The sequence below is a fragment of the Bacillus sp. I-2 genome (assembly GCF_001974945.1).
Classification (GTDB): domain Bacteria; phylum Bacillota; class Bacilli; order Bacillales; family Bacillaceae; genus Bacillus; species Bacillus safensis.
Genome location: NZ_LZRW01000043.1, coordinates 314289 through 337482, shown reverse-complemented (window position 1 = coordinate 337482; position 23194 = coordinate 314289). Strand labels below are relative to the sequence as shown.

The window sequence follows — 23194 nt, the reverse complement described above, 5'->3', positions numbered from 1 at the left end:
TAAAAAAATCACTAAGGAAATCTACCTCAGTGATGAGAATTGTTATTTCATACTTGTACCAGCGTGTGAAAAGATCATATTTTTCAATTCAAATTCGAATGTCTTTCCGTCCACAATACCGACTGTTTTTTCACTGTCATAAAGCTCAAGCATACAAGCTGCCATTTCTTTTGATGTATGATATTTCTTGAAATTGCCTTCATATTCAAATTCGTCTACATCCAATGAACGCTTTGCAAATTCTGATTCTGTCGCGGATGGCGCTAATACTTTTGCCTGTAATTTGGCTCCTTTTCCTTTCAACTCTAGGGCCAGCCCTTCTGTAAAGGCGCTCACGTAAAACTTCGTTGCTGAATAGGTGACGGCATTGCCGACGACTGTATAGCCGGCTCGTGAAGAAATGTTAATGAGCTGCGCTCCCTCTACTTGCTCATAATCACGAACAAATAAGGTGGATAGAATCGTTAATGCTTCGATATTCAGATGAAGCATATCCCCTATTTTACTTAAATCTTGTTCTCCTATAGAGCCAAAGTGACCAAACCCTGCATTATTAATGAACGTATCCAGCTCATAATCTGACAATGATTCATAAAATGAATACACTTGCTCTATGTTTGTTAAATCGACTGACTGTATGACTACTTTGATATCGGGATATTGATCATGAATCTTCTCCTTCAATTCTTGGAGTTTATCGAGCCGGCGTGCAGCTAATATAAGATTTTTCCCTCGTGCTGCAAAGGCGAGAGCCGCCTCATATCCAATACCTGAGCTTGCTCCTGTAATGACTGTATAACCCATGTTGTATCCCCCTCTTTTCTACTTATTCGATTATTTAGAACTAAATCATTATGTCAACAACTCAACATGCTTAAACTTAATATTTGTATAATTCATTCTCACAACCACCCGAATAATGTTATCCATTAATTGTAATCAATTCTGAAAAATTCACTTAAAACGAAGCTCTGGCTGACAAAAACAAGAAACACAAAATTTAGTCTGAACCGATTCTCCTTAGAAATATGAAAATATTTTATTTTTCTTCAGCATCGACAACAGCTACTCCAATTTTTTTATTTGTTGAATCATATATTCCAGAAAATTTTTTATTTCTATCATTATTTAAATACCCTGTTACTTCTACTCCGCCAGTTGGATCAATATTATATTCACTTGAGAAATCAATTTGTTTAATAGATTGATAACCCTCTTTTATATACTGTTCCATATGTTTCTTTGCTTCAATTACTAGAGTTTGTTCTTTATCTTTTAAACGCTCATTCTTATCGGATTCTAACTTCATAATAAATCCTCCAACTGCTATAATAAACACCAACAGTATAAATATGGTTTTTTTCACTGAATATCACCCTTTAATATAATTCTACATAAAATGAAAGGATTTGTATATATTTTGAAGGAGACTCAAAGGCGCCCAAATCTATCAGATGAAGAGTACTTTAGATTAAGTGGTCTAGCTTATAATGATAAAACAATTTCATTACATAATGAAATAAAAAAACCTCTAAAGATTAATGAACATTCTTATTGGTTTATAGATAAAATTGAAAAAGATCAAGATACAGGACTTGATGCTGTAGTCTTAGTTCAAGCAAAAAATAAAAATGGTAAATGGATTAAAACAAATACACCTAAAAATGTTGTCATAGCTTTCGCTGGCACTGATCCAAAAAATCAACTTGTTCAAGATGTTATAAAAGCTGATGGAGGAAACGTAGTAGCAGGGCTTCAAACTAAAACTAAAACACCTTATATCGTTAAAAAAGAGACTAAAAATTATACTAAGACCATTTCGAAATATACTGGTTCTCCAGGGCAAGAAGCTATGCTTAATAGTGGTGACTACAAACTCATCTCAAAAACGTCTCAATTCGATCAATCTGATCAGCTAGTTAGAGAAGTAAAAAGAAAGTACGCTGGTCCCAATACAATTATTTCAGCAACTGGTCATTCACTAGGTGGAGCAGAGGCTGATTATGCAGGAGTGATTAACGGCATCTATTCAGTTGGGTTCAATAATCCATCCATTGTAAAGCTTCATGATAAAGAAACTCAACAAAAAATAAAAAATGGTGATTTTAAAGCCATGAATAAATCCATTATTAACCCAGATGACATGGTTGGCGCCGGATGGGGACTTGAATATGATCGACACAACGGAACGACCATTTATACAAAAGATCCATCTGATGCAAGACTAAAGAGACATAAACGTTTAAAAACTTCTGCGCTGTCTGGTACGCTTATTCCAATTGCGGCAGACTTTATCATGCAAGCCCTTGGAATTGATGATACACATGCTATAAGCGAGTCTAATTTCAAATTTGATTCAAAAGGCAATATCATCAATGTCGACGGAAGTAAAGATGTGTATAATCGCGACTTAGAAACCATGACCTCTTATGCTAATATGGATGGTCAAACAATAAAAGTAGATAAGGCTGTTGCAAAAAGATTGGCTGATCAACTTACTTTAGCATTAGAGGAGTTAAAAAACGTAAAAAAAGAAGTAGAAGCATTTCCAAGAGAACACAGTTTAACAATATACAATCTTTCAAATCAATTCAAAAGTAAATTAGATCAATTTGAACAACTTGGGCCAAATGACGTCGATCAAGCCCTATTAGAAATAGCTCCGTATATTGATAAAGGAACGCCACTTTTTTATGATAAAGATGAGCAGTATAAATTTGAAGCTTCATTGCATTATATGATTCAGGATCTAGAAGAGATAACCCAATTCATTGTAAAAATGGCAGAAAATCTAACAGAAAAAGATAAAGAATTAGCAAGGTGGCTAAGGTTATAGGAGGTCAAATTAGTGCCTGATATGAACGCTGAACTAGAAATGATAAAAAAAGTGCAACAACAAAATGAGTTAAAAAGTCAGTTAAAAGCACAAGCAAAAACTGATGTAAGCTCATTAAAATCAGATATTACAAAAGCAACAAAACTAACAGAATCAACAAAAACTATTGCTCAGACATATTTAACACTGTTTTCAACATTTGAAGGGAAATCGCTTGATGCATTAGTGGATAGACTAAATCAAAATGCACAAAAAACATTACAGGTTAAGCATGATAGAACAGTTTTTATTAATAGCATAAGAACCAAATAAAGGAAATAATTAAATCGATTACAATTGTAACAATAAAGAGAACTAAAAGCACAGGTTGCACCTGTGCTTTACCTATCTATGAAAAGAAGCCCTCAAGGTCTCTGTTCAAACGCTTTCTTTAATTGATCCCCCATCAGATGCCAAGCCTCTTCAGCTATGGCTAAATCTCCGGCGTGCGTGAACCCGTGTGGAACGCCTTTAAATTGTCTGTACGTGACGTCTACCCCAGCTTCTTTTAACTTAGCAGCATATTGCTCGGCTTCTTCAGCCAGCGAATCCTTCTCTGCTGTGATGACGAGAGCTGGAGGCATTTGTGCTAAGGATGAACGATCTGCAAAAACCGGAGAAACGAGCGGATTGTGCGGATCTTGGCCTTGCAGATAGAAGGAATTAAAGAGTCTCGCTAATTCAACTGGGATCGCTTCTTTAAACTCTGGCTTTTCTGCTGGATCAGTGGCTAGATCAAGCGGCGGATAATCAAGCACTTGATAGGCAATTGGGAGTGTATTTCCTCTTTGAATATTCAATAGACAAGCAGCCGTTGCCAAATTTCCTCCTGCGCTATGTCCACCAATAGCTAATGCATTCCGATCGATTTGAAGTTCATCAGGGTGTTCATACAGCCACTTCAGTACATCGTAGCATTCATGAAGAGCGGCTGGGAAAGGGTGCTCGGGTGCAAGCTGATACTCGACATTGACAACGATACATTGCGCCCGGTCTGCAATGACTGGACACCATGGATTGTCCATTTCAGCACTGCCCATGATAAATCCGCCGCCATGTAAATTCACAAAAACAGGAAGCAGCTGTTTTGATGTGTTCACTGGCTTAAATACCCACACCTTTGTTTCGCCAGCACTTGTTGGAATATCATATTCCATTTTGTTCACTTCAGGAGGATTTACTGGCTTTAGTTCCGATTGACTCGCTAATGAATCTTCAGATGGCTGGCGTAATGAAGCAGCGATTTTGATTTGTTCTTCTAAGTTCATGATCTCAGACTCCTATCTTATTCATTTCTTAGTTACTCATTCGTTTCCTTTTCCTCTTTTCCTCCTACTAAACCAGCAGTAAATTATCAATAATTCACTTTTTACCTATCTCCCCGTTTTCACTCTCTTTGAAACAAGCATGGAGCAAATAAAAAAGCACTGCGGCGCTATGCCCTCAGTGCTTTTCATTTCTCTTATGATACTTGTTGTTCTACCTTCACTCGTTTAATGAAGAAAGCGATGATTAAACCAATGACGGTCATGATCACTGCAAAGATAAATGCATGCTGGACGCCATTTGTAAAGGCGAGCAGCTGATTCACCGGATTTGCGGGATCAGACACATTTTCCATAAAGCTGCGGGCTCCTGATGAAAGGATCGAGATACCGATTGCAGTACCAATGGCTCCTGCCACCTGCTGCAATGTATTCATAATCGCTGTACCATGTGGATATAGCTCTGGCGGCAGCTGATTCAATCCATTTGTTTGAGCAGGCATCATGATCATCGCGATTCCGATCATTAAGGTAATATGAAGGGTGACAATGAATCCAATCGACGTATTCACACTTAGATTCGTAAAGCCAAACATCGTCGCTGCGACAATGACAAGACCTGGAATGACAAGCCATTTTGGACCAAACTTATCAAATAGACCACCCATGATTGGGGATAGCAGTCCGTTGATAATTCCACCTGGCAATAGCATTAAACCTGCTGTAAATGTAGAAAGCGCCAAGGACGTTTGCAGATACAATGGCAAAATCATCATAGCAGACAGCATCACCATCATACACACTAAAATCAGAAGTAACCCAATGACAAACATTGGATATTTAAACGGGCTTAAGTTCAACATTGGTTCTTTCATGTTCAACTGTCTTAAGGAGAACACAAGAATTCCTATGACACCAACTACAATTGCAACGATGACATGCATACTGCTCCAGCCGCCGCCTTCTCCGGCACTGCTAAAGCCATATACAATTCCGCCGAAACCAATGGTTGAAAGCACAATTGATAAGATGTCGATTTTCGGTCTTGTTGGTTCTGTAATATTTTGCATAAAAATAAAACCAAATACGAGTGCAGCCATTAATAAAGGAAGTGAAATCCAGAAAATCCAATGCCACGTCAGCGATTTCAGAATAAGACCAGAGACGGTCGGGCCGACAGCTGGTGCAAACATGATCACAAGACCAATAATCCCCATCGATCTGCCTCGTTTATGAGGCGGGATGATGACCAAAATCGTATTAAACATCAATGGCAGAAGCAATGCTGTGCCGACTGCCTGCACGACACGCGCTACCATTAAAATACTAAAGACCGGCGCAACCGCCGCAATAAATGTTCCGATGATTGAAAAGACGAGCGATGTAATGAAAAGCTGTCTTGTCGTAAACCATTGAAGAATGAGTCCTGAAATCGGTACGAGAATACCAAGTGTTAATAAATATCCTGTTGTCAGCCACTGAGCAGTCGTCGCTTCAATTCCAAAGTCTAACGTTAAACTTCTCAGCGCCATGTTTAATGCCGTTTCACTGAACAGGCCAATAAATCCAGCTGTGATAAAAGAAATAATAATAGGCAGCGTTCGAATGTCAGAAGCTGCTGCTTTCTGTTTGTTCATATTAAGTTGGCTCCTTTTCTTTTTCAATTTAGATGAACCTTAGGAAGTCAGGGTGGTCAGAAATGAGCCACTTTCATGTCTATTGAAAGACGGATAAAATCTGTTTTTCTGCAGCAAATTGAGCAATTTTTTCGATTGAATAGCCGGATTCATGTATATAAAACATGAGCTCAGGCGTCATTGGAGAGGACATACATAACGTTGTCAGTTCTATATCCTGTATGTTTGCTTCTCCCTTTTCTCTCGCTTCTTCAAGCAAATCACGAATGATTTGTCTAAGCGATTGACTGTAATGACTCTCATACACTTTACTTGTCTGCTCTAAATTCCCAGAGATTGTGAGCATCCGAATCCAGTCTAAATGGTGACCGACGATCAGATGAATTTCTTCGAGAACGTAGCGCAAACGTTCACGAACCGGCTGATCACTTATTTTGCTCAAGTAAAGATGCAAAGCTGGAATCAGCTGTTCAAATCTCTCCCCAAGGATAGAAAGGCACAAATCACTTTTATTGGCGTAGCGGCGGTAAAGAGTACCCTGCCCAACACCAGCTGTTTTCGCAATTTTATGCATACTGACATTTTCTACACCAAATTCTTGAAACAAGGAGAAAGCGATCTCTTCAATTTCCTCCCCAATATCCTTTTCCACCATGTTCACCTTCTTTACCTTCATCCACATGACACTCATCTCTATGTGTTAAATCAAAACACTTTAGGTTTTTCTTAGGACAATTGTCCCGATATTATCTTACGGACAACTGTCCGCAATGTCAATCATTATTTTTTACTTATGATCCTTCTTTCAATTCTATTAAATAATGCACACTGTTTATCATTATTTAGACCGATTTTCCCTTTTGAAAAAATCATGTATGATCAATAAAGAAAGCGCTTCCATAAAAGGAGAGGAGAATGCGAATATGTACCGTATGAAACGAATGTTGATGCTGCTTGTCACTGGATTAGTATTGAGTTTGTCCACATTTACAGCTGGTGCCTCGGCACAAACGGGTGGATCGTTTTATGAACCTTTTAATAACTATAATACGGGGTTGTGGCAAAAAGCCGATGGATACTCGAATGGAAACATGTTTAACTGTACGTGGCGTGCAAATAACGTGTCGATGACCTCATCAGGTGAAATGCGTTTATCGCTCACAAGTCCCGCCTATAACAAGTTTGACTGCGGAGAAAACCGCTCCACACAAACTTACGGCTACGGGCTGTACGAAGTCAACATGAAGCCAGCCAAAAATGTGGGGATCGTCTCTTCTTTCTTCACTTATACGGGACCGACTGATGGCACGCCTTGGGATGAGATTGACATTGAATTTCTAGGAAAAGATACAACAAAGGTACAGTTTAACTACTATACCAATGGTGTAGGAAATCATGAAAAGATCGTCAACCTTGGTTTCGATGCAGCGAACTCTTATCACACGTATGCATTTGACTGGCAGCCAAACTCTATCAAATGGTATGTCGATGGACAATTAAAACATACCGCCACCACTCAAATTCCTCAAACACCAGGGAAAATTATGATGAACCTGTGGAATGGTGCAGGTGTCGATGAATGGCTCGGCTCCTACAACGGTGTTACCCCACTCCACGCACATTATAACTGGGTGCGTTACACAAAAAGATAACTCTATCAAAAAAACCTGTGATTTTTCACAGGTTTTTCTTCGTTTAATTAGAATGAGTTTTCAGTTGATGAGCGAGTTTTTTCTCATGATTGTGGATAATATCTTCATAACTTTCTATTTTGAAATCCAATCGTTTAATGGTCTCTTCGATTTCCTTTTGTTTTTGGACGAGTCTTTCTCGTTCATTGACCAAAATGTTTTTTCGCGAAGATAACGTATGATCATCATCCTCAAAAAATAAGGCTGTATATTCTCTAAGCGCATCAATCGAGAGCCCTGCATTTCTCATACACTTGATAAATTCGATCCATTGAAGATCATCCTCCGTATAATCACGAATCCCATGATCGTCACGTTTGATTTCCCTAATCAAACCAATATTTTCGTAATATCTAAGTGTCGCAGTGGATAAATCGAGCTGTTTTGCTGCTTGTGCTATTTTCATTGTGCCCTCCTTCTTTCTCTTACCTTCCGATCTCCCTTTCCTCATCATCTCCATTTTGAAAAAGAAAGCAAGATGCTTTTGGCTCAATTCTTGATATCAAGAATGTTGTAACAGCCTGGATTTATTATTACAGAAGGTTTTCTGTTGACTTATAGTTCACTTTAAGACGTACAGTATAGAGGAAAGAATCGAATCTTATTTTTGAAAGGATGATCAAGAATGTGTCAGACGCACCAATCAAACGTTTTAAGTGTATCACATGCCAAAGCGAATTTTGAACGGACGACCATTGAACGAAGAGCGCTTCGTCCACATGATATTTTAATTGATATTCAATTTAGCGGGATCTGTCATTCAGATATCCACAGCGCTTTTGATGAATGGGGCGGCGGCATTTTCCCGATGGTTCCAGGTCATGAGATCACTGGAGTCGTGGCAGCTGTAGGGGATGATGTGACGAAGTTTCAGATCGGAGACCGTGTGGGCGTTGGCTGCTTTGTGGATTCCTGCGGCACCTGTGAATATTGTCAAAATGGAGACGAGCAGTATTGCACAAAAGGAGTCGTCCAAACGTATAACAGCCGTGACTATGACGGGGAGCCGACTTATGGCGGCTACAGTCAAAAAATTGTCGTGACTGAACGATTTGTCGTCAGCATTCCTGATCAACTGCCCCTTGATGCCGCAAGCCCTCTTCTCTGTGCTGGCATTACAACTTATTCACCATTAAAGCACTGGAAGGCAGGCCCTGGCAAAAAGGTTGCTATCGTCGGAATGGGCGGACTCGGTCATGTTGCCATTCAATTCGCGAGTGCTCTGGGCGCTGAAGTGACGGTATTGAGCCGCTCTTTGAATAAAAAAGAAGAAGCACTGTCATTTGGCGCAAAAGACTATTTTGCTACAAGTGATCCTGATACGTTTCAGACACTAGCTGGTCAGTACGACCTTATTCTCAATACGGTCTCTGCCAACATTAATGTGGATGCCTATTTATCCTTACTCCGTGTAGATGGAACCTTGGTGAACGTCGGTGCACCGCCTAAGCCGGATCAATTCCACGTCTTTTCATTAATTTCCGGCCGCCGCAGCATAGCTGGTTCACTCGTTGGCGGCATCCAAGAAACACAAGAAATGCTCGATTTCGCAGCTGCTCACAACATCGCACCACAAATTGAAGTCATCAACGCTAATCAAGTTGATGAAGCGTATGAACGGGTGCTGAAAAGTGATGTGCGTTACCGGTTTGTGATTGATATTTCGACATTATGATCGTATTCTATTTTGAAAGACTGGCTCAATGGCTGGTCTTTTTATATTGCAGCTATTTAACATAATTTCCTCACAAACAGCTGTTTACGTTTGAATGACTGGATGACGGATATACAGGGTGGAGTCCGAGCTGTAATTGTGGATATCCTGTTTTTCTTATAGCAAGGAGGATATGTTCAAATTAAAAAAATCATATCAAAAATTCCCACAAAATAACCTCTCTTTTTTAGAACAAAATTTGTTGACAACAAATAAATAAACATGTTATTATTAAAAATTTGATTATTTAATCCCTAAGTGTGGTACCCTTAAAGTAGATACATTATGGAGGTGGATGATATGTTTCAAATTGGTGATAACATTGTTTATCCAATGCACGGAGCAGGTATAATTGAAGCCATAGAAGAAAAAGAATTCTCTGATGAAAAACAACAGTATTATGTGATTAAAATGGCAATCAGTCATATGAAAGTAATGATTCCAACACGGAAAATGTCAGGTTCACGTATTAGACCTGTTACAGATATACTGGCTTTAAAGGATGTAATGCACATTTTCCAGCATGGCAAATCAGATCAATTACTGACATGGAAAGAACGGCATACAATTAACACAAACAAAATAAAAACGGGTAACATCCAAGAAGGTGCTGAAGTTGTGCGTGATCTGATGCGTATGAAGAAAGAGAAAGCACTCAATGCAAGTGAAAAGAAAATGCTAGATGATGCCCATGAATTTTTGCTAAGTGAATTAGAAGTCATCAAAGGGATTACAGAAAAACAAATAAAAAGTTTTTGTTAAGAATCTCTTCCACGCTCACCATTTTTGAATACACGTTCTCTACGAACATTTCCACCCTTCATTTTATTTAAAAAAAGAATTTATTTAGGCAAATTCCGCATATTGTAAATCCAATATGCTATACTGTTGATAAACCTTTGAAGCATGAATTTTTTTACGATTACCTTGTAACACTTCCCTACTTGTACGCTGAGTAGGGTTTTTTATTGAGAAAATGAGTGAAAGCATAAAAAAACAGGCTCTCTACAGAGAACCTGTTTTAAAAGGATGAAGATTAAGCAGTTTTTTGAACGTTAGCAGCTTGAGCTCCACGAGAACCTTGCTCTACGTCAAATGTTACTTTTTGACCTTCGTCTAAAGATTTGAATCCGTCACCTTGGATAGCTGAGAAATGTACGAATACATCGTCGCCTTCTTCACGTTCGATAAATCCAAAACCTTTTTCTGCGTTAAACCATTTTACTGTACCTTGTTCCATGTTTGTTGCCTCCTCGTGCGTATACCACACAATGTATTATACTATCCTTGCCCAAAGTATCCTCAAGACGAAAAGTCTTTCTTCATGCTATCCTTTACGCCGAACAAAAATAATTATTCTTATTGTAGCATGAATCGGAAATAATTGCAATTTTTTTGATGTGTAAGGTCAAAAAAATGAGAATCGCTATTAAAAAAAGTTTTATAAAAGAATTGAGTTCAATATATCTTCTTTTTAATGATAACTATCTAACCCTGTGATAATGAAGATGTCCCTGATACTTGGAGCATTTCTGAGATATGAGAATAGCTAACACGTAGTTATTATAATGAGTGCTTCTTTTATTTGCAGCGTATTAATGGATACGCTCTAAAACTTTTCTTTTCAAAAAACTACACCCACAAACAACAATCAGTTATCAAAGATTTAGTAATCCACAACAGAAAACTCAAAAAGAAAGCTCCTTTCCTCAAATAAGGATAGAACCTTCTAAATTTTTATTTATTCAGTTAAGATTTAACTTCTTTATTTTTATCAATAGAAAAGGTTACTGTAACGCTAAATATGCTAATTAAAGTTCCTGCAATAGCAACAACAATAGTCAAAAAGCCATTAGGAATAAGAAATCCTATTGGAATGAGTCCCAGAAAGGAAAGAACAATAAAACATTGGTATACACCAGATATAACCCTTACAACAAAATTACCAAAAAAAGACATAATCAATGGCGGAATGAATAAAAATATAACTATTCCCATTGATATCATTAAGATACGAGGTTCATCAAATGAAATCACATTATCCCCAGGAGAATTTTTGGCAGCTACTAGCATTGATACAATGGACATAATTAATGTGAGTAAAATCAAAAAAAACCTTTTTATCATTATCATAACTCCTTTTTCGATAAATACTTAAAAAACCATAACCATTTTATGTTATTTAATTGAATTATATGCAGTCAATTTAGCTGAAATAATCTTTATTATTAATTATTCACAAGATATATGGCACACGGATTAAAAGTAGCAATTAGTTATTATTTAGTTTAAGCTAATACAAATTTCTCATTATTTTATATCTTAAGATTACACTAAAACATGTTATCTTCCTTAATACATTTAACATAAATGATCTAAATGTTAATTAAACACTCATAAAGTGTTACAAAAATTTACTTAATCAACCAATTTTTGGGCTGACACAAATCGCCTGTATTTATCATGGGTACGCATTAATTGGTCATGAGTTCCTTTACCAGTAATTACTCCTTGATCTAAGAATATGATCTGATCTGCTTTTTTAATAGTTGCTAATCTGTGAGCTATTATCACTGTGGTTCTTTTTTTCATTAATGCTTCTAGTGAATCTTGTACTTTTCTCTCACTCTCACTATCCAAACTTGCTGTTGCTTCATCTAATAATAGGATATCAGGGTCTTTAATAAAGTTTCTTGCAATATCAATTCGTTGACGTTGACCTCCCGACAACTTTATTCCTTTTTCTCCAATTATTGTATCATACCCTTTATCTAACAAACTAACAAATTCATGGCAATTTGACAGTTTAGAATATTTAATGATTTCATCTTCACTAATTTCTCTTTTAATGCCGTACACTATATTATCTTTTATCGTGCCATTTATCATCGCGTTAGTTTGCATTACATAGCCAATTTTATTTCGCCAATCTGATAAATTAAATTCATTAATGGGTATTCCTCCAAGTGATATGCTCCCATTGCTCAAAGGCAATTCATATAATCGTGTTATTAAATTGAAAATAGTACTTTTACCAGAACCAGACGGACCTACAAAAGCAGTGACCTTTTTATTTGGGATATCAAAAGTTATTTTATTCAAAATCGGTTTATCATCAAACTTGAAACTAACGCTTGAAAATTTCAAATTTCTATTGCAGAAATCAATATTTGAAACATGTCTATTAGATTCCAGTTCTTCTTTATCTTCGCGTAATATTTCACTCAATCTCTGGCTTGCTCCTATCGCTCGCTGGTAGTCTGTAAGTAAGGTTGAAAAATTAGTAAGAGGGCCAGATAATTGTATTACATAGAAAATCATAGCTACTAGAGTACCAGCAGATATTGCCCCCGTTGAAACCCTTATACCACCAAATCCTAGAATAATTCCTATAGTCAGTAAAAGAATAAGGCTAGTTAATGGTTGTATAATTGCAATGATTTTGGCTTCTTTTAACCCTAATTTATATATTTCAAAAAGATTATTATGAGCATTTTTTAATTCTAAACTTTCTGTATTTGATATCTTTACTAGACGTATTTCGGTTAAGACACGACCTAATAATCCACTAAAGCTAGCTGCTTCTGATTGTGCTTCTTTTGAGATTTTTCTTACCATTCCCCCTAAAGGAATAATTATGGCTAAAAATATAGGAACTATAATAAGTGTTATAAGAGTCATTTTCCAATCCATTCCCAATAAGATAATAATAGAGCCTAAAACAGTTATTATAGAAGGGATTATATTCGGTAATTTTTGAGATACAAATGCGTTGATAACATTAGTATCTTCTGTAATACGGCTCATTATTGAACCACTCTCATTATTATCAAAGAAAGGAGTTTTTAATTTTATTATATGCTCCCACAGCATAAAACGAATTGCCATAATCATTTTTTCTCCAATTTTACTGAGCAAATATAAACCAATACCACTCAAGACCGCATTTATTAGAAACATACATAAAAAAAGCGCTATAAATCCTAAATTAAAAGTGTTCTCAGAAAATTTATCTACAACTTTACCAGTAAATAGAGGTATAAACAAACCACTAATACTCCCTACAGATGAAATAGTAATAGCAAATAAAATTAATAATAATGGCAGTTTTATTTTACGCAATAAAAAGAATAAGGGATTTTTAGGTCTCATAATAATATCCTTTCTGCTATAGACTATCAATATTCAAAATACACCACAAAGTATCTATCTTAAATTTCAATCAAAAGAAATAATTAAAATTTAGACTCATATACTTTATTAATGTTCATCACAGGTAGCCCCTATAATTAGTATTTTTTATAAAACCTTGTATTACGAGTAATCATCCTGATGAACCAGAAAATATATTATTTGATAAATGTTATCTAAAGTCCCCAGAAGTGTATATTTCTTTCTAATAGAATATGTATATATATCTAGCGCCTTTAAGATATCGTACTTGTACTATGACTAGAATATTGATCAATATTACATTATTATCACGCAGTTCCTCTAAACAAACTACAATTATAAAAAAATACTTCGATTTAGCTATTCTGAGAACCTCTTTTAATTCATCTCTTTATAAACCCTTTTTTAATGTATACTTAATTCAATTAATACAAAGCAACTCCTGCACTCACCACTGGCGCTTACAGGAAGATTAGCTAAACAAAAGTTATACTAGCTGGAGACATAAGACAGTATATAATGGACGAATATCTGAATTTTGAAACTTTATGGCATTTCTAATTAGCCCTTTTTATATTTACACCAACTGCTTTTTGAATAATATAAAGAAAGAGAGGAGGCTGACCTCTCTTTTGATAAAATATTTTTTCGAAAATTTATTAGTTACCACAGAAATATAAACTTATTGTACTAATCTTATCGCAACCTAAACTTACTGATGACTTACCTTTTAATAGCGTAACCTCTTTATCTAGTGCTTTATGCTGAAGTGATAGTAACTTTTTCATTGTTTCATCTCCCTTAAGTGTAATTAGTTACCGCAAAAATATAAACTTATTGTACTGATCTTATCGCAACCTAAACTTACTGATGACTTACCTTTTAATAGCGTAACCTCTTTATCTAGTGCTTTGTGCTGAAGTGATAGTAGCTTTTTCATTGTTTCATCTCCCTTAAGTGTAATTAGTTACCACAGAAATATAAACTTATTGTGCTGATCTTATCGCAACCTAAACTTACCGATGATCTACCTTTTAATAGCGTAACCTCTTTATCTAGTGCTTTGTGTTGAAGTGATAGTAGCTTTTTCATTGTTTCATCTCCTTTAAGTATAATTAGTTACCACAGAAATATAAACTTATTGTACTGATCTTATCGCAACCTAAACTTACCGATGATCTACCTTTTAATAGCGTAACCTCTTTATCTAGTGCTTTGTGCTGAAGTGATAGTAGCTTTTTCATTGTTTTTTCACCTCCTTTAAGAGTAACTTAATTGCTTTTTCATTGTTTCATCTCCTTTAAGTATAATTAGTTACCACAGAAATATAAACTTATTGTACTGATCTTATCGCAACCTAAACTTACCGATGATCTACCTTTTAATAGCGTAACCTCTTTATCTAGTGCTTTGTGCTGAAGTGATAGTAGCTTTTTCATTGTTTTTTCACCTCCTTTAAGAGTAACTTAATTAGCGCAGAGAAATAGACTCACTGTACTGATCTTACCGCAGCCTAAACTTACTGATGATCTGCCTGCTAATAGAGTAACCTCTTTATCTAGTGCTTTGTGCTGAAGTGATAATAATTTTTTCATTTATTTCACCTCCTTTATTGGATTTCTCTACTTCAAAGAGATTTAATTTATTATCTTTAGGCAACGGCAACCAACTATTCCATTTGTCATTATCTATATCTGAAAGTGCGAGAAGTAAACCACTATTCCCAGTTTGTAAGTCTAAAGATAAACGATAGCCATACTCTCCTGGGCTTAATATCCCCTCGCCTCTCTTATAAAGGAGATAATTACCAAGTGCTCTAATACTGTATTCTAACGAGCCTGACTTTAACTCCTCACATTTCATTGCGTTAGCAAGAATAATCATTCCTCCCACACCTCGAAAGATGCCGCTAGCAAATGTGCTGTATAAGTCTGTAACATTTGCTAGTTTTTTGAACAATTCCGTATTAGTTTCTGTCATAAAATTAGGAAGATTCTTGTTGAACTCTAGCATAATTAATGCGATACCAGCTGCACCTTCTCCAAGATACGGTATTAACCTTTTATAGCCCAATGAGTGTTCTTTTATTTGTGCTAATTCTAATTTAGAATCAATTTCAATGTTTTGGCTTATTTCTTTACTGAAAATTTCGCCAGCCAGTTTTATTACGCTTCTATTGTCTGTCACCTTTCCTAATATTAGAAGATACAAGCTGACTCCAGACCAGCCATTTAACAAGCCATACGGCATTGCATAAGGATCCCTTACTGTAATGGAACAGCCTTCTTTATAGGCATCTATTATTCTGTTTCCTATTTTTATTGAGCGATCTAGAAAATCTTTTTTCTGTGTAATGTTATAAAAAGCTAGGTAGTTCAATCCAATTCCAGCCAATCCAGAAAACAGTGTTAAATCTAAATCTTCTTTATCTGGTAAGGGTATTGTATTTAATATTTTAATTGCTTCTTCTTTATAACCAATATCGTATAATACAGTTGTAATACCAGAGATACCGTTAAATAAACCTAATGGGAAATTCTTATATTCTTCAGTGTCTACTTTTAACATTGCCTCTAATACATGATCAACCCATTGATAAACTGATTCGGATAGAGACCCTGTCCTATCTAAAGCCATTATTCCACCAAATCCTCCATTAGCAATTGATAGGCTCCCCATTTTTTCAATGAATTGCCTAATGTCTCCGGATATTAAACTTTTAGACTCAGGTTTTAAATTACTTATAATTCCATTCCTTAAACCTTCTGTTATCTCTTTAATATTCTTATAGTTTATTTCCATTGGAGGAATTGTTAAATTAGAAGCTTCCCTTAATTTTTTGATGGTTGGCAATGTCTTCTCTTGGATCTCTTTAATTTTGTTTAAAACTGCATCACCAAAATTCTCTCCAATCCATTCATCCTGGCTTTTTTCAATATCAATTGACAAATCAGATAAATTTTCTATTGGTAAAAATAAAAATCGGCAAATTCTAAGTAATGCAAACCAATCTGCTTGTTCAAAGGTTTCTGCTTGATCCGTAACATAACCCGGAGTCATTAAAGCGGGGGTGTATTTACTGTCAGGAGTTACGGCAGTTTCTAGGTCTATTAATTTTATTGAGAAATCTTCTAATATCAATACATTGTTTGGCTGTAAATCTCCGAGTGCAATATTACTCTTATGAAGGTCTTTTAAAGCATCCATCAACTGATCTATCACATTCAACATGCGTTCCATATAGATATTTTTATCTTCTTTGTATGAAAATGGAAAATTTTGAGATACATATTCCATAAGAGAAATCCCTGAAACATGTTCTTCAATTAAATAGTTATTTTCCCAAATTTCAAAGTAATCATGAAAATCAACTATGTAAGGCTTCTCACTTAATTGTTTTATTGTTTCAGCCTCTTTATAAATTCGTTTAAAACCATCTAGTTTCAACCGATCCAAACCCGAACCAAGCCTTCCTTCCTTCATTACAAACGTTTTCCCGTTTTTTTCAACCTTATATACTCCTCCACCATTACTGAAATGCAGTGCAGAAATAACATTATATGAATCAAACTTTGAAGTGTCTTCTTTATCAAGTTCTGCGTCAACTTTTTTAGTCATCATTTGTATTTCAATAGGTTCTTCAATAAAATCCGGAACTTCATAATATGGAGCACGAACATCTGGAATAAATGCGCCATCAGGTCGTTGAATTGCCGGAACATTTTGTCCATCTTTATTTACAGTCATAGATACAAACGCTCCATATCGGAAAAAGACATTTGAATATTTCCAGCGCTTATCATTTAATATATAGGGGCCTTTTTTTAAGGCTTTTGTCAAATTATCTAAATCTGAGAGTAACGTTAGAAAAATCTTTTTGTCATAAGGATAAATTGTAATAAATTTACCAGAAGATGCTCTATCTCCATTTTTGGAATTCTTGAATAATAATTGCCTCTCATTAGGAACAAATTTAAAGGATACTTTATTTCTTATGAGATATGGAATGACAATATCTAAAGTCTTTTGTGCCTCATCAATATCAGTTGTAATATGTATTTTCCAACCTTGTTTTGGCATTTTTTCCTTTGTATAAATACAATACCTCCAATTAATATCCATGTTTTGTTTCCACTCTTCTGTATTTAAGGTAGGTATACTATAATTGTTTAATAATTTATTCGGTGTTACCAGTTCATAAAATAATTTACCTGGACTCAAAAACTCAATATATCTTAAATCCATTAAAATCCCTCACTTTAGGCTAGAATAATTTTCTGCTCACTTGTCAATAACGTATTAAGTATTCTTTCTGTATCTTTAGTCCAAACAGATGCCCAAACCATATTTTTAAAACTATTAATTCTTGCAGATGTAACACCAAACTGGAATTTTTCATTATTACTTTCAAAAAACCAAGGACCGCCAGATATTCCATGTTTAAGTTTAGAGCGCATTCCAACAAGCTTTTCTTCTGTAAAAAGTGTTAAATCTAAATCACCTTTAGAATATTTCTTCTGAGTTTTAAAAAGTGAGATGGGGTAACCAGCTAACGAAACCACCTTATTATGCGCTTCTATATCCTTACTAAAATCAAACTTAGGGATAAAAGCAACATTCTTCATTTCTTTAGTCAATTTAACTCTTCCAAAGGCATAATCATAAGTTAACCTATGAGTACTAATCCATTTTTCGGGTATTACTATATTTTGCACTTCATAAGACTCTTTTTTTCCTTGATTCTCTACTTCTATTGATATGTTATTAGCTAATTCATTACTCCCCAGGTCGTATAGGCAATGTGCTGCAGTAGCAATAAAGTATTCGCCTTTGTATATGATAATAGATGCGCTAGCCAATGATTTCGCCTGTGATTCACCTAATTTATAACTAAGTTTACATATATTATCCATGACTTATTACCTTTCTATAACTTTTTATACAATTTAAGTTATTTATATTGTAATACTCTATGGGAAATATTACAATAGTTAAAAGTGAATTTTCACTTTTTTTATAAAATCATAATCTAAAGGGAGGTGTTATAAATGTCTGATAAAATTTTATCATTACAAAAATTATCTACAAAAAAAAGTGACAACCCTGACAAAAAATCGGTTCTCAGCATTTTTATTTGTGAGGGTGGTAAAGGTAGCTCAGTAAGTCTATACGCTTGTACTTCTATAGTTGGTTCTTAATATAGGTTTATATTTTGTTTATTTCTTATAATATTTCAAATAAATAGGAGGTTAAACACTATGAGAAAAATTCTTTCACTACAGAAGCTTTATGAAACAGATATACCTAAGAGTAATAAAAACCAATCCAATGTAAGTATTGGATGTTTAGGCAGAAGTAACATAAGTTTGTTTATTTGTTAATTTATGGTTAGTAATATATCATCTTGCTGTCCTTAAAATTTTTTAAGGACAGCTTCTTTATAGCCCTTTCTATTTAGGATACAAATTAAATAGTTGTTTAGTGGAGTTTTAAAACATAATAATGATCTATCCAATGAATAGATGGAGCTATTTGTGATCGCTTTCTTAATAAAAAAGAGCACAAAAAAACCAAAGGTCTACAACCTTTGGTTTCTTAGATGCGGCCGAGAGGACTTGAACCTCCACGGGTTATTCACCCACTAGGCCCTCAACCTAGCGCGTCTGCCATTCCGCCACGACCGCGTGTATGATGTGCTCATATATTCATAAGTGCACTGTTTGAAAAAACAATGCGGGTGAAGGGACTTGAACCCCCACGTCATAAAGACACTAGATCCTAAGTCTAGCGCGTCTGCCAATTCCGCCACACCCGCGTGACAATGGTGAGCCATGAAGGACTCGAACCTTCGACCCTCTGATTAAAAGTCAGATGCTCTACCAACTGAGCTAATGGCTCATCTGCTATGCAGAAAAACATATGAAAAATGGCTGGGCTAGCTGGATTCGAACCAACGCATGACGGAGTCAAAGTCCGTTGCCTTACCGCTTGGCTATAGCCCAACGAATCAAAAAACAAAACATGACATGACCCGTACGGGATTCGAACCCGTGTTACCGCCGTGAAAGGGCGGTGTCTTAACCGCTTGACCAACGGGCCATACAATAATGGCGGAGAAGGAGGGATTTGAACCCTCGCGCCGCTCGCGCGACCTACACCCTTAGCAGGGGCGCCTCTTCAGCCACTTGAGTACTTCTCCATTATGGCTCCGCAGGTAGGACTCGAACCTACGACCGATCGGTTAACAGCCGATAGCTCTACCACTGAGCTACTGCGGAATAATAAGACATGTTTCATTATATCTATGCCAGAAAAATGTGTCAAGAATTTTTAAGTGTTTCATTCCTGTCTCATTAGCGACGGCTTTTATAATTTAACATATACTAATATAACAGTCAAGCCTTTCTTCCTTGTTTTCTGTTTAGACATGACAGAAAGACCCTGACCTCTAACTGAAAGACCAAGGTCTCCTTGCTGCTGCGCTCCCTATGGGTTCATGACAGCTTATACTTTCGCATCCACTTATAAAAGGTGCTTCTTGGCACCTCTGCCAGCCTCGCTGCTTCTGTCACATGACCTTTCGTTTTATGCAGTGCTTCTATCACTGTTTGCTTTTGAATGCGTTCCCTAAACGTGAGTTCTTTTGGATTCTCGGTATACTCTGGTAGATGCAGCTTCTGCTTTTTCTGATCCATCGTCTCTAATACCTCCGCATATTGCGATTCACCAATCCATCCTCCTTTAGGAAACAGTACCCTTATATGTTCAAACAGATTAAAAAGCTCTCGTATGTTTCCTGGCCAATGGTACGCTTCCAGCTTACGAAAAAAAGATTCAGGAAATGCTGCATTCCATTGGTGTTTCTTTTGGTAGTAACGATATAAATCAACAATGTCTTCTTTTCTTTCTCTAAGCGGCGGGATGTTGATTGGATAGACATGAAGACGGTAATACAAATCTTCACGTATTTTTCCTTCCTTCAGCAGTTCGTTCATATTTCGGTGTGTCGCTGTAATGATTCTAATATCCAAAGGGATTTCGTGTGTCCCGCCGAGCGGTACGACTTTCCTTTCTTCAATGACCCTAAGAAGTGCCACTTGCATCGCATAAGGGATTTCGCCTATTTCGTCTAAAAAGAGTGTTCCTTTTTGCGCCTGTTCAAATTTCCCCTGTGCTCCATGACGCTTTGCCCCTGTAAAAGCTCCTTCAGCATAACCAAATAGTTCGCTTTCTAACAGGCTTTCGGGTATGGCTCCACAATTAACGGCAATAAACGGTCCTTTATGTCTTTCACTAGCTAAGTGAATCGCTCGAGCGGCCAGTTCTTTCCCTGTACCTGTTTCTCCCCAAATATATACATTTGCATCTGTTTGTGCCGCTCGTTTCAATTCGCTGAGCGTCTGCTGAAATGCCGTACTTGTTCCAGATTCCCCGGGAAATTGAGCAAAAGAAACGGTTATATTACTCTTCGCTGCTTCTTCAAGAGAAAAAGACATCCCAAGCAGCTTTCCGTCTTGTTCTGACTGAATAATCTGCTTGTCCCGTGTAACAAATGTATCGTCCATGAGCAGATCAACATCCATTCCGTACCAGTCTGAAAATCGGTCTCTAATCGGCTTACTTGCCAAAACAATCTGCTTTTTCTCATTACAGACAACATACAGCTCGTCCACTTCTACCTGCTGGAGACAATGACTGATCAGCTCCATCTCTTTCCTTTTTTGCTGGACCTGAATTTCTCTCTCTATGGCATATGCAACTGTTGAAGCCATTCCAAGCATAAAAGGATGCCTTTGATCCGCCATACAGGAGATATCAATGACTCCTATGATCGTGCCGTCTGCATCACGAATAGGGGCCGCTGAACAACTCCAATGGTGGGAAGCGACTGAAAAATGCTCAGTTCCGTTAATCGCTACAGCTTCCCCAATGACTAGTGCCGTTCCAATAGCGTTCGTCCCCACATCGGCTTCGGTCCAGCGCGCACCCTCCATAAAGTTTATTTTTTTCGCTTCTACCAGCGTCCTTTGGCTTCCTGTCAGACTTAGCACATATCCATCTGCATCAATGAGTAATGCCAGCATGTCAGATTCTTTTAATTGCTGACTGATTTTATTTAAGTAAGGAAGAGCGGCATTTAGAAATAGTGAGTACTTCTTTTTTTGAATACTGAATAATTCCTTTTCTAACAACGACTGTCCTTTATCTAAATACGGGTTCACATTTGCTTGTTTACATCTGTGCCATGACTCCATCACTCTCTTATCCAGACGAGATCTATCAAGCAAACCTTCACGAACAAAACGTTTCCAAGTATTTAAATAGCAAGGCGTCGGATTCATTCCATCCTCTCCTCTGGGGGCTTTTTATCCATTATAGATAATTATAAAAACGCTTTCAATTATTGGCTGACCCAGGGAGTCATTTGGATAGAAAGTTTCTCTATCAGCAATGCACCGCTCGTCCATTTGTTTGCAGCAAGGCTTCGTGTATCGCCTCAGAGAGTGTCGGATGTGCCGCAATAAACTGCTCTAATGTATCAGCTGTCAACTCTGTATGCATCATTACCGCCGCTTGTCCAATCAGTTCTGTTGCATTCGGTCCGATGATGGATACACCTAAAATTTCTTGATATTGCGGTTCGACAATGACCTTTACTTGACCAGCTGGCTGATTTAAAATTAATGCTTTTCCATTTGCAGAAAATGCGAATTTCCCTATTCGAATCTCCCCATATTGTTTTCTAGCATTCTCTTCATTTAAACCGACACTAGCGATTTCTGGAGACGTGTAGATGCACCTTGGAATCACTTGTTCATTGACCTTTACATCTTCACCTGATGCATGTGATGCCGCAATCGTTCCTTCATGAAAAGCAACATGAGCAAGCTGAACGCCGCCTGTCACATCACCGCACGCATAGATATGCGGGAGATTGGTTTGCATATGCTCATTCACACAGATGCCGTTCCTGTCAAATTCAATGCCGATCTGCTCAAGATTCAGCTCTCCCAGCCTCGGTTTTCTGCCAATGGCGACTAAACAATGATCGGACTTGATTTCACAGCGCTCCCCATGATCCTTCTCAACCACCACTTTTTTTGAGATTGCATCAAGCTGTTTGACTGCTGCTGATGTCAAAATTTCCACACCTGCTTTTTGAAGCTGATCTTGAAGACAGTTAGCTGTATCGTGATCTTCTTCAGGTAAAATGTGTGCTGCCTGTTCCACCATGACAACCTTTGATCCCATTCGGCTAAAGATGCTTGCAAACTCACAGCCGATCACCCCTCCACCAATGATACAAAGCGAATCTGGTATTGAAGGGAGCGTCATCGCATCCTTACTATCAATGATCCACTCTCTATCAAATGGGGCGAAAGGTAAAGCAGCAGGTTTTGATCCTGAAGCAATAATGATTTGTTTTGCCTGAATGATTTCAGATTTCCCTTCACTTTCTATCAATAGCTCATGTGCTGAAAGAAATGATGCCTTCCCATTTAACACGCTGATTTTGTTTTTATTCATCAAATAACGAACGCCATCAGTCAGCTGCTTGACGACTGACCGCTTCCGCCTTTGAACGGCATCCCAATGAATGACAGGCTCCTTCCCTGGAAGCTCAATTCCAAAATGTCCAGCTGATTTCACATGCTCGTACATATCAGCGCTTTGCAAAAGTGCTTTCGTTGGAATACAGCCTTCATTCAGGCAGGTACCTCCTAACAGGCCTTGGTCGATTAGTACAACCTCTCTTTCAAAACGGGCGGCTGTTATTGCCGCCACATATCCTGCTGGCCCGCCTCCTATAATGACAAGCGTCATTCATTTCACCTTCT

At 36.9% G+C, this 23194-nt stretch carries 26 protein-coding genes and 7 tRNA genes; 7 read left to right on the top strand and 26 right to left on the bottom strand.

All coding sequences use genetic code 11. From position 1 onward, the window contains the following. Nucleotides 1-42: 42 nt before the first annotated feature. Together BAE31_RS14655 and BAE31_RS14650 are read right to left on the bottom strand one after the other, a co-directional pair. Nucleotides 43-804, bottom strand: a complete 762-nt coding sequence (locus BAE31_RS14655) for an SDR family NAD(P)-dependent oxidoreductase (RefSeq protein WP_076840787.1) — start codon at nucleotides 802-804, stop codon at nucleotides 43-45. A gap of 235 nt (nucleotides 805-1039) precedes the next feature. Then, nucleotides 1040-1309, bottom strand: a complete 270-nt coding sequence (locus BAE31_RS14650) for a DUF1433 domain-containing protein (RefSeq protein WP_041106399.1) — start codon at nucleotides 1307-1309, stop codon at nucleotides 1040-1042. A 111-nt stretch (nucleotides 1310-1420) separates the two neighbouring features. On the opposite strand from BAE31_RS14650, the gene BAE31_RS14645 reads away from it, so the two are divergent. After that, nucleotides 1421-2836 (top strand): lipase, encoded by a 1416-nt coding sequence (locus BAE31_RS14645; RefSeq protein ID WP_041106397.1) that lies wholly within the window; start codon nucleotides 1421-1423, stop codon nucleotides 2834-2836. Nucleotides 2837-2848: 12 nt separating this feature from the next. After that, nucleotides 2849-3148, top strand: coding sequence for a hypothetical protein (locus BAE31_RS14640; RefSeq protein ID WP_052462930.1), 300 nt, complete (start codon nucleotides 2849-2851; stop codon nucleotides 3146-3148). Between the two features lie 92 nt (nucleotides 3149-3240). Here the strand turns inward: BAE31_RS14640 and BAE31_RS14635 are convergent, their stop codons facing one another. From BAE31_RS14635 to BAE31_RS14625, 3 genes are all read right to left on the bottom strand, one after another. After that, nucleotides 3241-4143, bottom strand: coding sequence for an alpha/beta hydrolase (locus BAE31_RS14635; RefSeq protein ID WP_076840786.1), 903 nt, complete (start codon nucleotides 4141-4143; stop codon nucleotides 3241-3243). Between the two features lie 194 nt (nucleotides 4144-4337). Then, nucleotides 4338-5777, bottom strand: a complete 1440-nt coding sequence (locus BAE31_RS14630) for a DHA2 family efflux MFS transporter permease subunit (RefSeq protein WP_076840785.1) — start codon at nucleotides 5775-5777, stop codon at nucleotides 4338-4340. A 79-nt stretch (nucleotides 5778-5856) separates the two neighbouring features. Continuing rightward, nucleotides 5857-6453: a TetR/AcrR family transcriptional regulator gene (locus tag BAE31_RS14625; protein ID WP_239500402.1), complete on the bottom strand. Its 597-nt coding sequence runs from the start codon at nucleotides 6451-6453 to the stop codon at nucleotides 5857-5859. A 247-nt stretch (nucleotides 6454-6700) separates the two neighbouring features. Between BAE31_RS14625 and bglS the strand changes: the two genes are divergently transcribed. Continuing rightward, a complete protein-coding gene (gene bglS / locus BAE31_RS14620) occupies nucleotides 6701-7429 on the top strand; it encodes a beta-glucanase (RefSeq protein WP_046313988.1) in 729 nt (242 codons plus the stop codon). A gap of 43 nt (nucleotides 7430-7472) precedes the next feature. Here the strand turns inward: bglS and BAE31_RS14615 are convergent, their stop codons facing one another. Beyond that, nucleotides 7473-7874, bottom strand: coding sequence for a MerR family transcriptional regulator (locus BAE31_RS14615; protein WP_008346757.1), 402 nt, complete (start codon nucleotides 7872-7874; stop codon nucleotides 7473-7475). Nucleotides 7875-8093: 219 nt separating this feature from the next. On the opposite strand from BAE31_RS14615, the gene BAE31_RS14610 reads away from it, so the two are divergent. Together BAE31_RS14610 and BAE31_RS14605 are read left to right on the top strand one after the other, a co-directional pair. After that, entirely contained in the window at nucleotides 8094-9143 is a 1050-nt protein-coding gene (locus BAE31_RS14610) for an NAD(P)-dependent alcohol dehydrogenase (RefSeq protein ID WP_008346759.1), read from the top strand. A gap of 339 nt (nucleotides 9144-9482) precedes the next feature. Next, on the top strand, nucleotides 9483-9944 hold the full coding sequence (locus BAE31_RS14605; RefSeq protein ID WP_139336392.1) for a CarD family transcriptional regulator: 462 nt from the start codon (nucleotides 9483-9485) through the stop codon (nucleotides 9942-9944). A gap of 274 nt (nucleotides 9945-10218) precedes the next feature. Here BAE31_RS14605 and BAE31_RS14600 read toward each other — a convergent pair whose 3' ends face one another. The 11 genes from BAE31_RS14600 to BAE31_RS14580 form a co-directional block, all read right to left on the bottom strand. Continuing rightward, nucleotides 10219-10422 (bottom strand): cold-shock protein, encoded by a 204-nt coding sequence (locus tag BAE31_RS14600; RefSeq protein WP_003214229.1) that lies wholly within the window; start codon nucleotides 10420-10422, stop codon nucleotides 10219-10221. Nucleotides 10423-10931: 509 nt separating this feature from the next. Continuing rightward, nucleotides 10932-11309 carry a hypothetical protein gene (locus tag BAE31_RS14595; RefSeq protein ID WP_076840783.1) on the bottom strand — a complete coding sequence of 126 codons (378 nt, stop codon included), beginning with the start codon at nucleotides 11307-11309 and terminating at the stop codon, nucleotides 10932-10934. A gap of 291 nt (nucleotides 11310-11600) precedes the next feature. After that, nucleotides 11601-13334, bottom strand: coding sequence for an ABC transporter ATP-binding protein (locus BAE31_RS14590; protein ID WP_076840782.1), 1734 nt, complete (start codon nucleotides 13332-13334; stop codon nucleotides 11601-11603). Between the two features lie 680 nt (nucleotides 13335-14014). Continuing rightward, the gene (locus BAE31_RS20205; protein ID WP_212667508.1) at nucleotides 14015-14143 is read right to left on the bottom strand and encodes a class III lanthipeptide; all 129 of its coding nucleotides are present in this window, start codon (nucleotides 14141-14143) and stop codon (nucleotides 14015-14017) included. Nucleotides 14144-14166: 23 nt separating this feature from the next. After that, nucleotides 14167-14295, bottom strand: a complete 129-nt coding sequence (locus BAE31_RS20200; RefSeq protein ID WP_212667508.1) for a class III lanthipeptide — start codon at nucleotides 14293-14295, stop codon at nucleotides 14167-14169. A gap of 23 nt (nucleotides 14296-14318) precedes the next feature. After that, nucleotides 14319-14447 (bottom strand): class III lanthipeptide, encoded by a 129-nt coding sequence (locus BAE31_RS20195; protein ID WP_212667507.1) that lies wholly within the window; start codon nucleotides 14445-14447, stop codon nucleotides 14319-14321. 23 nt (nucleotides 14448-14470) lie between these two features. Further along, nucleotides 14471-14599 carry a class III lanthipeptide gene (locus tag BAE31_RS20190; protein WP_212667507.1) on the bottom strand — a complete coding sequence of 43 codons (129 nt, stop codon included), beginning with the start codon at nucleotides 14597-14599 and terminating at the stop codon, nucleotides 14471-14473. Between the two features lie 66 nt (nucleotides 14600-14665). Then, nucleotides 14666-14794: a class III lanthipeptide gene (locus tag BAE31_RS20185; protein ID WP_212667507.1), complete on the bottom strand. Its 129-nt coding sequence runs from the start codon at nucleotides 14792-14794 to the stop codon at nucleotides 14666-14668. A 27-nt stretch (nucleotides 14795-14821) separates the two neighbouring features. Continuing rightward, entirely contained in the window at nucleotides 14822-14950 is a 129-nt protein-coding gene (locus tag BAE31_RS20180; protein WP_212667506.1) for a class III lanthipeptide, read from the bottom strand. Further along, nucleotides 14910-17600, bottom strand: coding sequence for a class III lanthionine synthetase LanKC (gene lanKC, locus BAE31_RS14585; protein WP_083704014.1), 2691 nt, complete (start codon nucleotides 17598-17600; stop codon nucleotides 14910-14912). The genes BAE31_RS20180 and lanKC overlap by 41 nt, the downstream gene beginning before the upstream one ends. 14 nt (nucleotides 17601-17614) lie before the next feature. Continuing rightward, entirely contained in the window at nucleotides 17615-18268 is a 654-nt protein-coding gene (locus tag BAE31_RS14580; protein ID WP_076840781.1) for a trypsin-like serine peptidase, read from the bottom strand. 135 nt (nucleotides 18269-18403) lie between these two features. On the opposite strand from BAE31_RS14580, the gene BAE31_RS19720 reads away from it, so the two are divergent. Next, a complete protein-coding gene (locus BAE31_RS19720) occupies nucleotides 18404-18553 on the top strand; it encodes a class III lanthipeptide (RefSeq protein WP_170871302.1) in 150 nt (49 codons plus the stop codon). A 60-nt stretch (nucleotides 18554-18613) separates the two neighbouring features. Beyond that, the gene (locus BAE31_RS20175) at nucleotides 18614-18736 is read left to right on the top strand and encodes a class III lanthipeptide (protein ID WP_212667505.1); all 123 of its coding nucleotides are present in this window, start codon (nucleotides 18614-18616) and stop codon (nucleotides 18734-18736) included. 219 nt (nucleotides 18737-18955) lie between these two features. Here the strand turns inward: BAE31_RS20175 and BAE31_RS14575 are convergent. The 9 genes from BAE31_RS14575 to lpdA form a co-directional block, all read right to left on the bottom strand. Beyond that, a tRNA-Leu gene (locus BAE31_RS14575) sits at nucleotides 18956-19039 on the bottom strand. A gap of 48 nt (nucleotides 19040-19087) precedes the next feature. Further along, nucleotides 19088-19170 (bottom strand) — tRNA-Leu (locus BAE31_RS14570). A gap of 7 nt (nucleotides 19171-19177) precedes the next feature. Beyond that, a tRNA-Lys gene (locus BAE31_RS14565) sits at nucleotides 19178-19253 on the bottom strand. Between the two features lie 29 nt (nucleotides 19254-19282). Continuing rightward, nucleotides 19283-19357, bottom strand: a tRNA-Gln gene (locus BAE31_RS14560). A gap of 25 nt (nucleotides 19358-19382) precedes the next feature. Continuing rightward, nucleotides 19383-19454, bottom strand: a tRNA-Glu gene (locus BAE31_RS14555). A gap of 9 nt (nucleotides 19455-19463) precedes the next feature. Next, a tRNA-Ser gene (locus BAE31_RS14550) sits at nucleotides 19464-19554 on the bottom strand. A 4-nt stretch (nucleotides 19555-19558) separates the two neighbouring features. Beyond that, a tRNA-Asn gene (locus tag BAE31_RS14545) sits at nucleotides 19559-19633 on the bottom strand. Nucleotides 19634-19849: 216 nt separating this feature from the next. Further along, complete coding sequence (locus BAE31_RS14540; protein ID WP_076840780.1) at nucleotides 19850-21697, bottom strand: sigma-54-dependent Fis family transcriptional regulator; 1848 nt, start codon at nucleotides 21695-21697, stop codon at nucleotides 19850-19852. Nucleotides 21698-21800: 103 nt separating this feature from the next. Further along, nucleotides 21801-23180: a dihydrolipoyl dehydrogenase gene (gene lpdA / locus BAE31_RS14535; RefSeq protein ID WP_076840779.1), complete on the bottom strand. Its 1380-nt coding sequence runs from the start codon at nucleotides 23178-23180 to the stop codon at nucleotides 21801-21803. Between the last annotated feature and the right edge of the window lie 14 nt (nucleotides 23181-23194).